The sequence below is a fragment of the Enterococcus sp. 5B3_DIV0040 genome (genome assembly GCF_002140755.1).
In the GTDB taxonomy this organism is placed as follows: domain Bacteria; phylum Bacillota; class Bacilli; order Lactobacillales; family Enterococcaceae; genus Enterococcus_D; species Enterococcus_D casseliflavus.
Window position 1 is genome coordinate 2,019,288 of sequence record NZ_NGLC01000001.1, and the last position, 15,311, is coordinate 2,034,598.

The 15,311-nt window shown below is 44.4% G+C and carries 8 protein-coding genes; all 8 read right to left on the reverse strand.

The window, feature by feature from the left end; all coding sequences use genetic code 11:
• Entirely contained in the window at positions 1-2,031 is a 2,031-nt protein-coding gene (gene kdpB / locus A5883_RS09600) for a potassium-transporting ATPase subunit KdpB (RefSeq protein WP_074931905.1), read from the reverse strand.
• Between the two features lie 12 nt (positions 2,032-2,043).
• Positions 2,044-3,720 carry a potassium-transporting ATPase subunit KdpA gene (gene kdpA, locus A5883_RS09605; RefSeq protein ID WP_016610417.1) on the reverse strand — a complete coding sequence of 559 codons (1,677 nt, stop codon included), beginning with the start codon at positions 3,718-3,720 and terminating at the stop codon, positions 2,044-2,046.
• Positions 3,721-3,979: 259 nt separating this feature from the next.
• Positions 3,980-10,342 (reverse strand): bacterial Ig-like domain-containing protein, encoded by a 6,363-nt coding sequence (locus A5883_RS09610; RefSeq protein ID WP_086338423.1) that lies wholly within the window; start codon positions 10,340-10,342, stop codon positions 3,980-3,982.
• Positions 10,343-10,369: 27 nt separating this feature from the next.
• The gene (locus tag A5883_RS09615) at positions 10,370-11,098 is read right to left on the reverse strand and encodes a LytTR family transcriptional regulator DNA-binding domain-containing protein (RefSeq protein ID WP_034858557.1); all 729 of its coding nucleotides are present in this window, start codon (positions 11,096-11,098) and stop codon (positions 10,370-10,372) included.
• 614 nt (positions 11,099-11,712) lie between these two features.
• The gene (locus tag A5883_RS09620; RefSeq protein ID WP_086338424.1) at positions 11,713-12,747 is read right to left on the reverse strand and encodes a DUF916 and DUF3324 domain-containing protein; all 1,035 of its coding nucleotides are present in this window, start codon (positions 12,745-12,747) and stop codon (positions 11,713-11,715) included.
• Between the two features lie 111 nt (positions 12,748-12,858).
• Positions 12,859-13,506, reverse strand: a complete 648-nt coding sequence (locus A5883_RS09625; RefSeq protein ID WP_005225652.1) for a WxL domain-containing protein — start codon at positions 13,504-13,506, stop codon at positions 12,859-12,861.
• Positions 13,503-13,811 (reverse strand): hypothetical protein, encoded by a 309-nt coding sequence (locus tag A5883_RS09630; protein WP_086338425.1) that lies wholly within the window; start codon positions 13,809-13,811, stop codon positions 13,503-13,505. The genes A5883_RS09625 and A5883_RS09630 overlap by 4 nt, the downstream gene beginning before the upstream one ends.
• A gap of 14 nt (positions 13,812-13,825) precedes the next feature.
• Complete coding sequence (locus tag A5883_RS09635; RefSeq protein ID WP_016611058.1) at positions 13,826-15,295, reverse strand: adhesive domain-containing protein; 1,470 nt, start codon at positions 15,293-15,295, stop codon at positions 13,826-13,828.
• Between the last annotated feature and the right edge of the window lie 16 nt (positions 15,296-15,311).

The window sequence follows — 15,311 nt, forward strand, 5'->3', positions numbered from 1 at the left end:
TTATAGCAGAACAGCTGATAAAAGCAAATCTACTAGCTTGATGCAAATGAATGGTGCGATGATGCCGCCTAGGCCGTAGACGACCAGATTGTGCCGCAGCATTTGGCTGGCTGGTTTTTCTTGGTACTTGACCCCTTTTAACGCCAGAGGGATCAAGGCGATGATCACGACTGCATTGTAGATGACTGCGGACAAAATCGCAGTTAAGGGACTACCAAGATTCATGATATTCAGCGCTGCGAGTTCTGGATAAATCGCATAAAACAGAACAGGGATCACTGCGAAATATTTGGCGATATCATTCGCGATACTAAAGGTCGTCAATGCCCCACGGGTCATCAGCAGCTGTTTACCAATTTGGACTACTTGCAGTAATTTGGTAGGGCTGGAATCAAGGTCGATCATATTGCCCGCTTCTTTGGCTGCTTGCGTACCAGTGTTCATCGCCATTGCCACATCGGCTTGGGCGAGTGCGGGTGCATCGTTGGTTCCATCCCCTGTCATCGCCACCAAATGCCCTTTTTCCTGATATTCGCGAATCAGGTTCATTTTGTTTTCTGGTGTTGCTTCGGCTAAGAAATCATCGACGCCCGCTTCGGCGGCAATAGCAGCTGCCGTCAAGGGATTGTCCCCAGTGATCATGATCGTTTTGATACCCATCTTGCGCATGTCGGCAAATTTTTCTTTAACCCCGTTTTTCACGATGTCTTTTAAATAAACGACCCCGAGTACTTGGCCATTTTTCACTACGACCAATGGAGTTCCACCAGCCTTAGCGACTTTTTCTACGATCTCGTCACATGCCGTGGGATAGGTCTGCCCTTTTGCCGTCACATATTGCTTGATCGTATCCGCAGCTCCTTTACGGATCTCATCACCACGATAGTCGATCCCAGACATCCGTGTTTTGGCACTAAAATCGATCCAATGAACATCGGCTTGCTGAAATTCCCGTTCACGAATATTGAAGGCTTCTTTGGCTAAAATCACGATACTGCGTCCTTCCGCCGTTTCATCGGCAAAAGATGCCAACTGCGCTGCATCTGCCAACTCTTTGGCGGTGACCCCTGGTACCGGCAAGAACTCGCTGGCACGGCGGTTTCCCAGAGTAATGGTTCCTGTTTTATCCAGCAGCAAAACATCCACATCTCCTGCTGCTTCAATCGCGCGTCCACTCATGGCGATGACGTTTTCTTTGGTCAAACGACTCATTCCAGCGATCCCAATCGAGGAAATCAAGGCGCCAATCGTGGTCGGTGCGAGACAAATCAATAAAGCGATCACGATCACACTGGAAATCGCCGTTCCCCGACCAGATAACTGACTGCTAAAATCGGTAAAAGGAATCAATGTGATTGAAACTGCCAAGAAGATGATGGTCAGTGTCACTAAGAACAGCTGCAAGCCAATCTCATTGGGTGTTTTTTTCCGTTGTGTCCCTTCCACCATCGCAATCATCTTATCCAAAAAGGAGTGGCCATTTTCAGCGGTCACTTTGATGACCAAGTAATCGGAAACGACTAACGTTCCTCCCGTGACTGCACTGCGGTCGCCGCCAGATTCACGAATGACAGGTGCTGATTCTCCTGTGATGGCACTTTCGTCCACCGAAGCAGCACCTTCCACGACATCCCCATCGGCAGGAATTTGTTCGCCAGATGGAACATACACCAAGTCGCCTTTTTTCAAATCGGAGGAACGGACTTCGATAAAAGCCTCTTTCGCTACATCTTCCAAGGACATGACTTTGTAAGTCATGATTTCTTTTTTGGCTTGCTTCAAACTATCCGCTTGTGCTTTGCCGCGCCCTTCTGCCACTGCTTCGGCAAAATTGGCAAACAACAAGGTCAACCATAAGAAGATGGTCACACTGATGCTAAACCACAACGGGACCGTTTGTTCTTGAAAACATAAAATCGTTGTCAAGATCGCCCCTAAATAAACCACAAACATCACGGGGTTTTTGATTTGTTGGCGAGGATCCAATTTCTTAAAGGATTCGCCGATCGCCCATTGATAGATTTTTTTCATTTTTTCTCTCTCCTATTTCGTTGTAAAGAAGTCTGCGATTGGACCTAAAGCCATCGCTGGTAAAAAGCTCAGTGCGCCGATCACGATGATCACAATGATCAGCATCGTGACAAAGACTGGACTCGTGGTTGACAAGGTTCCTTCATTACGAACGGTTTTCTTTTTGGCCCCCATGTTTTCTGCCAGATACAAAATAGCTGCGATGGGAACGAAACGTGAAATGAACATCAAGATACTACCCAAACTATTTAGGAAAACAGTATCTGCGGTCAAGCCGCCAAAGGCACTCCCGTTGTTGTTGCTGAAGGAAGTTGCTGCATACAACAGTTCGCTAAAGCCATGGGCGCCTTGGTTGGTTAGCCAGCTCATGATGTCAGGATGCAAAGTCATCAACATAGCCCCGAAAAGCGTCAGTAGCAATGGCGTCAAAATAACGATACTCGTCATTTTAATGTCAAAAGCTTCGATTTTTTTGCCGATATATTCTGGTGTTCGTCCCACGAGTAAACCAGCGATAAAGACCGTCAATAATAGAAAAGCGATCATGCCATAAAGTCCGCTACCGACACCGCCAAAGATGATTTCCCCCAGCTGCATCAAGAACATTGGGATCGCACCCCCGAGTGGTGTGAAACTATCCAGCATGGCATTGACTGATCCACTGGAAGCGGCGGTGGTACTCACTGCCCAGAGACTCGACCAACCGACACCGAAGCGTACTTCTTTGCCTTCTAGATTGGCATTCCCAAGCACTTGACTGAATTGCGGTCCATAAGCTTCACTGATCACTACACCAATAAAAGCCAGGATCAAAAAGACGGTTGCGGTGATCAAGATCGTACGTCCTTGTTTCCACTCTTTGATCCAAAAGCCAAAGGCAAAAATCAAAGCAGCTGGCAGCAACAAGATCGCTAAGTTTTCTAAAAAATTACTGAACATCGTTGGGTTTTCAAATGGATGAGCAGCGTTGGCGCCAAAGAAACCGCCGCCGTTGGTCCCTAATTGCTTGATGGCGATTTGACTCGCTACTGGTCCGAGCGCCATCCAAAAGGATTCCCCCTCAAATCCATTGACTTCCACGCCGCTGCTCAACGTTTGGACAACGCCTTGAGACAGGAGTAAGATCGCTAACATCAATGAAAGTGGCAAAAGGATATAGAGCAAGGAACGGGTGATGTCTTGCCAAAAATTCCCTACCGTACGTTTTTGTTTTTGCTGCAGCCCACGAATCAAGGCACACAGTACGGCTAGTCCTACTGCCGCTGATAAGAAATTTTGCACCGTTAATCCTAATGCTTGGGAAAGATTGGTCAGTGCTTCTTCCCCAGCGTAAGCTTGCCAGTTCGTGTTCGTCACAAAACTGACGGCGGTGTTCAATGCTAAGTCAAAGGACATATTCTCAACGGCTGCCCCTTGCGGTAACCAATGCTGGACCATCAATAATCCGGTCAAGCCGATGATGGAAAAGACACTGACGGCCAAGACGGAAAATAGATAGGTTTTGGCGGTCATTTCTTTTTTGCTGACCGAACCAATCACTCGATAGGTCAACCGTTCAAAGGGTTGAATAAAGCGGACAAACCGCGGTGTTTTTCCTTGCATGATTTCTTTGATATACCAGCCCAAAGGAACCGCTGCTGCTAGTAAGATCAGTAAAAATAAAAAGCCTTGCACAAAATAGCTACTCATCGTTCTCCCCCCTCAAACAAGTACCAAAAGAGATAGATCATTACGATCACTCCGATTATTCCTAAAACAAGATTCATATTCTTCACTCCTTCATGACGTAAGCATACGCAAAAAGAAATAAAAATAGTGTAAATCTTCTGCTAGCATCTTTATATCTTCTTTATACGGCTGCTTATCGGACAAGAAAACCGGAATACAGCAGGTATTAAAAAAAACAGCGGATATCCTTCACGATATCCGCTGCTAGAGTCATTGCGACTTATTTCGTTTTTCTGCTTTTGTTCGTGTGTTTCTTACGAAAGAAGACGATCCCCGCTAGAGCAACAAGGCTCACTCCTGCAATCGAATAGCCTTGAGTGATGGCTGTACCAGTCTTTGGTAGCAACCGTTTGTCCTTTGCGGTCGCTTTGGTTTGTTTGTCAGTCTGCCCTTCATCCGTTGGTTTTTGTTGCCCTTTGTCAGAATCATCTTTCTCTGGCTGCTGATCGTTCTCCTCTGGTTCTTCTGCTTTTTCAACGACTTTGATCGTCGCTGTGGCGGTGACTGCTTCTTGTGAGCGAGTACCAAATAAACGTGCGAAAAAGTTAGGGGTTGCTGCTTCATCAGTGACGATTGAATAAGTGACTTGATAGGTGCCCGTTTTCTTCGTATCCACCGAACCGTCCACCAGCAGTTGCTCCAATGCGAGTGACTTACCGTCACGACCTGTAGCGGAGACAAAATTGTCGGCTGCTGTCCAGTTGTCACCGACATCAATCACGCTATCTTTCACAGTCACAGACGTTTGATCTGCCAACACGGTGATCGTGGCAGTTGCTTCGGCTTTGCCATTTCGATAGATGACTTGGTATTTTCCAGGCACATCAGTATTGACTGTACCGCTAATCAATACTTGATCATAATCGACTGCTTGTCCGCTTTTATCTGTTGCCGAGACAAAATTATCGACGGCTTGCCACTTCTCTCCTTCATAGATCGTACTATCTTTTGCTACGACCGTTTCTTCGTGAGCAACCACAGTGATTGTCGCTATGTCGCTGACTTTTCCATTCGTATAAGTGACTTCGTATGTGCCTTCTTGATTGGTATCGACGGTACCAGTAACGATCACTCCTGATAATTCAACCGTTGCTCCCGTTTTGTCTGTAGATGAGACAAAGTTGTCGGCAGCTTCCCAATCGTCGCCGACGTACAGAGTACTGTCTTTGGCTTTGACACTCGTTTGATCAGCCAACACGGTGATCGTGGCTTTCGCTTCAGCTTTGCCGTTGCGATAAATCACTTCATATTTCCCCGGTGTGGCGCTATCGACTGTACCTACTGTTGTGATATCTGCAAGTTTTACTGCGTTGCCGTCTTTGTCTGTTGCCGACACAAAGTTGTCGTCGGCTTGCCAGTCATCGCCTTCATAAATCGTACTATCTTTAGCGACTACCGTTTCTTGGTTCGCAACGACTGTAATCGTCGCCGTTGCTTTGACATGACCATTTTGGTAAACCACTGGGTACTCGCCTGCTTTGGAGGTGTCGACTGAGCCACTAACCGTCACTCCTGAAAATGGTAGGTTTGCTCCTGTTTTGTCTGTGGCTGAGACAAAGTTGTCGGCAGCTTCCCAATCGTCGCCGACATACAGAGTACTGTCTTTGGCTTTGACACTCGTTTGATCAGCTAACACGGTGATCGTGGCAGTCGCTTCGGCTTTGCCATTGCGATAAATCACTTCATATTTGCCTGCTTTAGAGGTGTCAACTGTGCCATCAACGGTTACTTCTGTTAGCGGCAATGCCTTGCCGTCTTTGTCTGTTGCGGAAAGAAAATTATCCGCGGCTTCCCATGAGTCACCTACATACAACGTACTATCTTTAGCTGCCACCGTTTCTTGGTTCGCAACAACCGTAATCGTAGCAATAGCTTCCGTTTTACCGTTGCTATAAGTAACTTTGTATTGACCTTCTTTGCTCGTATCAACTGATCCACTAACAGTCACTCCTGAAAATGGTAGGTTTGCTCCTGTTTTATCCGTTGCCGAAACAAAGTTGTCGATTGCTTGCCACTCGTCACCAACATATAAGGTGCTATCTTTGGCTTTGACACTCGTTTGATCTGCCAATACGGTGATTGTGGCTTTCGCCTCAGCCTTACCATTGCGATAAATCACTTCATATTTCCCTGGTGTGGCGCTATCTACTGTACCTACTGTTGTGATATCAGCCAGTTTTACTGCGTTGCCGTCTTTGTCTTTTGCCGACACAAAGTTGTCGGCGGCTTGCCAGTCATCATCCACATAAATCGTACTGTCCTTAGCGACTACGGTTTCTTGGTTGGCAACAACCGTAATCGTCGCCGTTGCTTTTACTTTTCCGTTTTGATAAACCACTGGATATTGACCTTCTTTGCTCGTATCAACTGTTCCACTAACGGTCACTGCTGAAAATGGGACATTCGCTCCTGATTTGTCCGTTGCCGAAACAAAGTTGTCGATTGCTTGCCAGTCATCACCAACATACAAGGTGCTATCTTTGGCTTTAGTTGATGTTTGATCAGCTAACACGGTGATCGTTGCTGTTGCTTCGGCTTTGCCATTGCGATAGGTTACTTGGTATTCTCCTGGTACTTTCGTATCCACTTCACCACTGGTGGTGACTTCTGCCAAGCTTAACGGTTGTCCCTTCTTATCCGTTGCTGAAACAAAATTATCCGCAAGCTCCCACGCATCTCCAACATAAAGTGTACTATCCTTGGCAACGACTGTTTCTTGATTGGCAACCACGGTGATCGTCGCTGTTGCTTTTTGATTGCCGTTTTGATAAACCGCTGAATATTGACCTTCTTTGGAAGTATCCACGGCTCCACTAACGGTCACATTTGAAAATGGGACATTCGCTCCTGTTTTGTCCGTTGCCGAAACAAAGTTATCAACTGCATGCCAGTCGTCCCCGATGTATAAGGTGCTATCTTTTACTTTGACTGATGTTTGATCAGCTAACACGGTAATCGTCGCTATCGCTTCGACTTTGCCGTTACGATAGATTACTTGGTATTCTCCAGGTGTATCCGTGTCAACTTCACCGGTGATGGTCACTTCTGCGATTGTCACTGCGTTGCCGTCTTTATCCGTTGCCGATAGAAAATTATCAGCTGCTGTCCATGCATCGCCTACATATAACGTGCTGTCTTTGGCTGCTACTGTTTCTCGGTTGGCAACCACGGTGATCGTCGCTGTTTGGCTAACGCTACCGTTGATGTATTTGACCTCATAGGTGCCAACGTTTGTCGTGTCGACCTCGCCATTGACTGTGATTTCCGAGAAGGTCAACGCATTGCCGTGTTTGTCTGTCGCTGAAACAAAGTTGTCTTCAGCATGCCATTCATCTCCCACGTAGATCGTGCTATCCTTGGCGTCGATCGTCGACAAATCTTCTTCTGGTGTGATGCCGACAGAAAGATGATTGCCCGTGCGGTTCACTTGCACCTCTTTACCAAGCTGAAGTTCCTGTGGTATGACGTAACCTTCTGGGACGTTGGAAACATAAAGCGTATAGGTCCCCGTATAAATATCAGCTAATTGATACTCTCCCTTCTCATCCGTTACGACAGAAATAACATCTCCAGTCAACTGATTCCAAAGCATCAATGTAACCCCTGCAATTTTCTGAGTTGGTTCTTCGGTATTATAAACATCAAGCGTCGCATTGGTTTTGTAGATGATCCCGCTGGAATCACCTGCCGAAAATTGCAGGTTAGTCACCGTCGAAGTAGCCGTCCGTTTGGCTTCCGACAAGGTATCAATCGTATCAGAAACGATCGTGGCTGAGGCTGAGATTTGGCCGGCGTTTTGTGAAAGGACGTTGTAACTGATTTCGATATTTTTCGTTAGAACATAGTTTGAAAAGACAAGCTGTACGTTCCCATCAACCTCTTTGACTTCATAGCTGCCATCTGGCACATTCGAAACAGCGATCGATCCTAAATCGATTTCGCCATTGGTGTTCCCTAACGATTTTAGAAGGATCGTTGGATTTGCTACTTTTTTCGAGCCATCATCGATATTTTTTGTCGTGACCTTGACCTGCGTCATGTTTTTTGTATTATTCACGGTATTTTGTGTAATCCCAATAATATCCGTCGCTGTATTGGATACCGATACAGTCCGTGTACCTTGCTGATTATTTGCTAACGGTTCTTTTGCATAACCATGCACGTAAATGGTACTCATTTCCTGCCACCCATTGGCGTATTGATAAGCAATAATGTAGCGCCGATTGGTCGTCCCAAAATCAAAGGTATAATAGTTGGTTTCTTCATCGTGGGTAATCGTTGGATAATTCGGATCACTTTCTTTCATGGCTTGGTTATCGTAATAGCCACGATCCCAATACTGCGGATAAATGCCACTGACTTTATCATTGGATACATCGATGATTGAAAACACGACGTCGGTATTTTTTGGTACATGAGTTTCAACGGTCAAATCACTGATGGTATCTTGACGCGCGTTGACTAAAAATTGATTTTTACTGCTTTGTAACGTTTGTTCTTGGTATTGCTTCCTACCTGTAGTAACAGTCGTTTCAATTTTATCAATGCCATCTGCTGTAAATGTCACAGGAATCGTATCCACTGGAATTCTAGTGGCTGGCGATAAACTGTCCGGCACATAATTGAAGCCCAAATCAAATTGTACAGAAGCTGTAATTGGTGTTGTAAAAGTTACTAACGTTCCCCCTTCTACCTTTTCAATCGTATAATCGGTTCCTAAAATATAATAGAAACCAACTTTTGGTACATTTCTGAGTGAAAGATACTCGGGATGTTCAATAAACAATTGCAGGTTTTCGATTGGTTGTGAGTTACTGCCTTCGATATTGACTGAAGTATCACTGGCATAGGCGCCATTTTGATCATAATTTCCCCAAGCTGTTTCAGCATTATTCGGATTAAGGACACTGATTGGTTCGACATAATCATCTTCAACGATTTTGAATTCTTGCCCTGCAATTAACGGTGTCGTCACAGTGAGGATAATATCTTTCTGATCAAAAGGCACCGATGCGTACATCCAGCCAAACGAAAGATTACTGTCTCTTGTAGCGGTCACAATCAGTTTGTCTCCTGTATTTTCAACAGAAAAATAATCTGAAAAGGTTACATTTTGGTAAAAGGCGTCTCTTGCGGTCAACTGATCCGCCGTGATTGGCTGTCCATTTTGACTGGAAAGGATGACTTGCTGACCCGCTTTCATCTCTGTCGGCATTTGATGAATGTTTAAAATATAGCTTCCTTTTGTGTTGTTGTTGAAACTACCAGATGCAACATTCGAAAAATATCTAGAAGCGACTTCTTTTTCATCTTTGCTGGTTTTTGCGATAAAGGAAAACCCTCTGTTTTGGGCAGTTGTTTGTTTTAGCTGTACCGAACCAAATCCGGTCGTTGGATATCCTTTTGAAAAAGAAGGCGTATATTCCGTCAGCTCGGTCAAGCTCATGGTGAATTGATAAGAGACCCCATAAGCCTTTTGTTTGTCCATCTGTTTGATTTCAACAGCAGTATTGTAAAGACTATTTGAGGTGATCGTATAGTCCGTCCCTTCGACTAATGCTGTCTGTGTTTCTGCCTTGATCTTTCCTTTGATATCCACCTCATAGCTGAAAACTTTTAACGGTTGGGTCTCAATCTTTTTGAAGGAAGCCCCCGGCGTATCAACCAAATTCAGTGAAAGAGTTTCTGTTCCAGATAATGTCCGATCGGTATTATAGTAAACCATTCCATCCATCCCAAAGACATTTTTTTCTGACACATATTGAATCGGATCGACCTCTTCATACAAATCAATCGCATAGCTTGTCTGGTTTTGATCGCCGATCTCAATCGTTAGCTGAGGCTTATCTTCTGAATATAGATAACTAGTCAACTCGATCGAAAAAGAGGCATCATGAACCGATTGATTAAACGTGATCATCAGTTGATGAGCTGCACTATCTACAACCCACGATGCATTGATCGCTTCATTGGTTCCTTGCACATCACTAAAGCCAAGGCCTTGCGGCAAGTCAAAAACAGCAGTGGTGCCAGCGAAATAATCTTTGTCATTGATTTCAAAATCCAATTTCAGTTTCACTGGACTATTGTTTAAGATTCGTGTTTCTGCCGTTCGGCTGAATTCTTCGCCAGCAATGGTCAGCAGCGTGCCTTTTTCCAAAAGTTCTTGGTCATTGATGCGCGTGCTGACACGAGGTGTGTGTTGCTCTTCTATGGTTTCTTTTGAATCGGATGTTGAAGAACTTTCTTGTCTCGCATTGCTAGAATCTTCCGTTCTATTTGAGGAAGCGGATGTGCTCGTTTCACTTGGTTCCGTGTTTTCTGAACCAGCTGATGATTCCTCTTTGCTCGCTTCGGAAGAATAATCTGTTTCAGCATCCACAGCTGCTTGTGCTTCGTTTCCGTTAGCTTCATTTGTCGATTCAGTCATCGTTTCTAGTAGTTGATCGGATTTGTCTAGCGTGTTGACGGTCTGTTCTTGTTCGGTTGTTTCCGCTATCGCCATGACCGGAGTGATCACTTGAGTGATTCCTAGTGCGGTAACAACGATGCCATGACGAATTCTTTTGCTTCTCTTATTCATTTTTTCCTCCAGTAAATGTATGTAGTTTTAACTGATTGCCTTACGGATTTTTTTCCCGACTTCTAACTCTTCTCCATTAAAAAAGCACAAAACATTGTTTGTTCGATCGATCATTTTGATTTGTCGCGCATTGATAATGTAGGATTTGAAGACGTTATAATACTCTGGCAGCTCTAATTGTTTGATCACCTTCAAGGAAGTTTCGAGGAATTCGATCGACTTTTTTTGGTGAAAAGCGATTCGGTTTCGCTCTCCTTTGATCGTTGTAATATAGTTGATTGCTTCTGCATCAACCACCATCAACTCTCTTTTACTGACGATTTTTAATAAGTGCTTTTTTCCGAGTAATGATCGTTTGACTTCGATCGCTTCCGTTAATAAATTTTTTAGCTGCATTGCCACCTCCTTTTCTTTTGTATCGATGATCCCTAAAGGACAGATAAGATTCAGCTTCTTGATTTCGATTTTGGAGGCATAGGCACCATAAAAAGCGATTTGACACTTTTTGCATTGTTCCCTCAAGCTTCCTGCTAATTGAAAACTTCGATCAAATCCTTTCATTTCAATGGAAAATAAGAAGAGATCGTTCACATCTGTTAGGTATCCGTCAAGAAAAGGGGCTAGTTCTTCAGGCGAAAGAATCTGCACTAAAGAATGCGGAACACGACTTTCCGTAATCATTTTCTTCATCAAATTCCCATTAAAAAAGTTGTCATCTACTATATAAACAGCGAAATTGCTCAAATTTGCAGACATCTTAATTCTCCTTTTTGCATCATTTCTAATTGTATTCTTAATCAAAAATGCCTGCTTGCACTTTCAAACGAATTAAAGAAACATTCATGCAAAAAAGGTAGTTTAAATTAAAAACAAAGTAAGAAAAGACGCTGTAATTGGTCTAAACCTATTATAGATAAAAATACACGCTAAAGAGTTTTCTTAAAGCTTTTATAAGGGAGTAAGCGTAGCCATCAGAAAAATATTATGTTTTTTTAACAATATCTACGAAAGACTTTAAGGGAAGCAGAAACATTATTATGTAAAGTTTTATGATAATTTCATGTGAAAAAAACGATCAAAACCCAACATCACAAACGTTATTTATTTTCCACTGGATGCTTCTCTCCTTTCAACGATTGAAGAACAATTATTCATCAGTGATGACATGACCTCCTATTGGTGAATGTCAAAATTCCCCCTTCACTGTTCTCAACAAAATGTGCGGAACACGAAAAAACCATTTATTCTCAATGATAAATGGTTTTCTTTCCTGATTCTTTTTATGAGTGGTGCTGCTTTTAGCTATTTGAAAACATTTTTTACTATAATAGTAGACTTTTCCTGCAACCACCTTTGATTTCCACTACCTACTAATCATCACTTTTATTCAATGCTCGCTTTAGCTTGCGATTATGCCAAATCAGATAGGCGATGATCAGACATAAAACACCACCGATCAATAAATAGAGAAGGATCGGCGAAGCGGTTTCTTCAATACTGACATCTTGCTCGTTTCTTTCTTGCGCTTCTTGACTTGCAACTTGGAAGGTAGGCTCTCCTTGCCATTGTTGATCAGCTGCTTTGAGGGTCGTTTTTATTTCATACTCTCCTGATTGCAGTTCGTTTCCATCTAATGGCAGTGCGTAATTCATTAATGCATTGGGCGCTAATTGGATCTCTTTTTCCCCTTTGATCGCTGTTGCTTGCCCATCATGAAACACTTCATAAGCAAGCGTGGCCTTACTAAGATAATTTGCCGCTGTATTTTCCACCGCTACGATGATGACATTGCGGCGATTGATTTCTTCCAGATGGGCTTCCTCAATTCGGACCGCTGGTGGGATGTCGGTCTCTTTGTTACGGAGCAACACCGCCACTTCTCTGGCTAGTAGGTTTTGGACATTTCCTTGAAATTCTTCACTGCCGGTTTGCTGGACGTATAGTCCCCCTGCCAAAATCCCATCAAAGGATTCAGATGGCATCTGGACTGTCAAGGTGATTTCTTTTTGCTCATTAGGAGCTAACGAAAGGGTTTCATCACTTAAAGTGACGAGTTCTTCGATCGCGTATGGAGCAGAAGGCGTTGCTTCCTCATTTGCCCCCGAGTACTCAACGACACCCGTCATGTTCGTGACCGCTCGATTAAAGGATAGCTGTAGATTGATTGGTTGCTCGCTTTTATTGGAAACCATGACCGCTAGTTTTTCTTCTGCCTTGGGCTCCAGCAACAAATCATAGTACATCAACTCTTTGTCCCGCTGTGATTCTGGTAATTTGATTTGAACATCGAAGGTATCCAGTGAATCTGCTGCCCCCGTACTGCTCGTACCAATGAAAAATAAGACCGTTAGAATACTTACTACCCAATACTGAAATCCTTTGCCTCGAACTTTCTTCTGATGCATCCTGTCAGATCCTTTCTACACAAAATAGGAAAGAAAAATCAGCTAGCATAAAAAGCAGCCGCTCAGGCAAGCTGCTTTTTTTCTGCTAACTGTTACGCAATGACTACTGCCCTATGGGGTCGTCGGCGCACTGCTGATCGTCCAAACCAAGGTCGTTTGATAGGTTGCTGATTGTTTTTCCGTATTGGCTGGGATCGAAAGGGTAAATTGTTCTAAAGGCATCGACGTTTCACCGATCCCTTCGCCAGCATTGGCGGTCAAGAACGCATACTCATTGTTGATTGCCGCAAAATCAAGCTCGCCATTGGCAATATCACTGGTTCCTGTTGGCGGCGAACTCAAGTTATTGGTCAACGTCCCCGTATCTACTGTTAATACCGCACCGTCCAACGTGCTGTCTCCTGCCGTAAATTGGGTTGCTTGCCGTACTTTGATCGCCCAAGAAGAGTTCGCCTGTCCTCGGTTATCGCTGACCGCAACTGCCCCTCTTTGCAGCGTTGACCCATCCCCAGGTAGTCCAGTTCCATCCGTAGTAGCCACCCACGTTTCGGCATTTTCTGTTTGGATTTCATGGGCACCAAAATCTAAATTCGTTGGTAGCTGCGTATTGGGATCACTCCCGCCTTTATCCGGGTCAAACACGATGCCCCCAGAGGTATATTCTACGACACCGGTCGTGTCATCTGCTTGCACTGTCGCACCAATGCTAAGGGCAGTCAATACCCCCAATGCGCCTATTATCGATTTCTTTGAAATCATTTTGCCATCCTCCTTTTTTTGATCCAAATGATCAATGTCAGACTAATGAAGAATCCGCCTATTACGGGCAGCCAAAAGTGATTGGTTTCTGCAAGCTGTGGCAGCGGTTCTTCTGCGTTAGTAACCGTTTCTTGACTGGTCGGTGGTTCAATTTCTTCATCAATGGAATCACTGCTAGCTGTTTCCGTTGGTCCTTCATAAAACTCAATGTTGCCGGTCGTCGTATTGGCTACTGCTGATGGAACGATACTGTAGAAACTGCCGATCATCAAAATCAGAAGCAGCACAAGGGAGTTTTTTTTCATTCTGCTCTTCCTTTTCAAGGTGTATCGGAAACGGTCCACACGACTGTGGCGCGATACTGACCTTGAAATTTAGGTGTTTTCTCAGGTACAAATAAATTGAACTGGGAAAAATTAACGGTCAGTCCACCAGTCGATGCCGCATTTTCCAACGTCACCACATTTTTTTCGACATTTTGCTGCAGAGCAATCGTTGCATTATCAGGTAAAACCACTCGACCGTCTGTAAATGTCGAATTGACAGTTCCAAGCTGAACCCTTAATTCGGCAGCTGGCAATGTTCGCGTGCCATTGACCCAATTGGTGGATTGTCTGACCTTCACTTGCCATTTTTTCTGACGATTGCGGGTATCATTGATCCGTAAAATCCCAGTTGTAGCTGCTGCGCTTTGGTCGCCGTTGGCGGTTGCCCGCCATGTCTCACTCTTTTTCGTTTGAATGGCGTGCCGGCCAAAATTCAGCTGAGTCGGCAGATTCGTCCGATCCATCGTCAGTGCTTCGACCATGAAATAAACCATGGTTTGGCGACTGCTGATATTTAGCGCACTAAAGTTCAAGAGATTGATGTCCGTCGGCTTTGCCTTCAACACAGAAGCCGAAAAATTGGCGGTCCAATTTGCGGACAACTGTCCTGGACCCGAAAGTAGCGTAGGAATTTGAACATCCGTTGCTCCTAAAACGGCTGCATCCGCCATTTGTTCTTGGACGGTTGCCAAGTTGTTCAACGCTGACGTCACGGTGCTAAGCAGGGTATTCAGCAACCCTTGTAGCAATGCACGAACAACGCCACCAATATCGATGCCGATCACTCGGATCTGGGTGTTTTGAATCGCCGTGCTTAAATTCCGTAAAATTTGCGGGACATTGGTTCCTAAAATGACACCGAGGTTCGAACTCATGTTGGCATACAGCGCTTCTCTTTGGGTGGTGAACTGCAACGGGCTAGTCATTTCTACATTTCCTAAATTACCAACGGTTTTTAGCAAGGAAATTTGCTGATTGACAGCCGTTAAATCGATTTGCACAATTCCGAGATTGAGATTTAATGAGCTGGTCAAGGAATCAAGCGCTGTTAAGATCGCATTCAAAAGCGGGACATTGGCAATATTGACTGTGGTCGACGTTTTGATAGCTGCTGATCCATTGGCACTGATGCGATTTCTCAACTCTGTTGGGATCGCCAACAAAGCAAATTTATCCTCACCGTTGACATTGACAGAAGCATTCAAGCCCCCGTTCCCTTTGATTGAAAAAGTCACTGGTCGATTTGTCACACTGCCTGGCCAAGGGGCACTTGCTGAAGTACCACTTGTATTGGCACTAGTTAAATTGCTTAAAATCTCCACATCTAAAACATTCACTGCTGCTTCGGCTTTTATTGTCGTTGTTAAGAGATACAAATTGACGAAACTGATGCTGGTCAAAAAGAGAATCAACTGAGCGATCGTCCATTTGTAAAAACGTTTTTCCCTCCTCCTGTTTTCCATACCATTTCTAACCCTT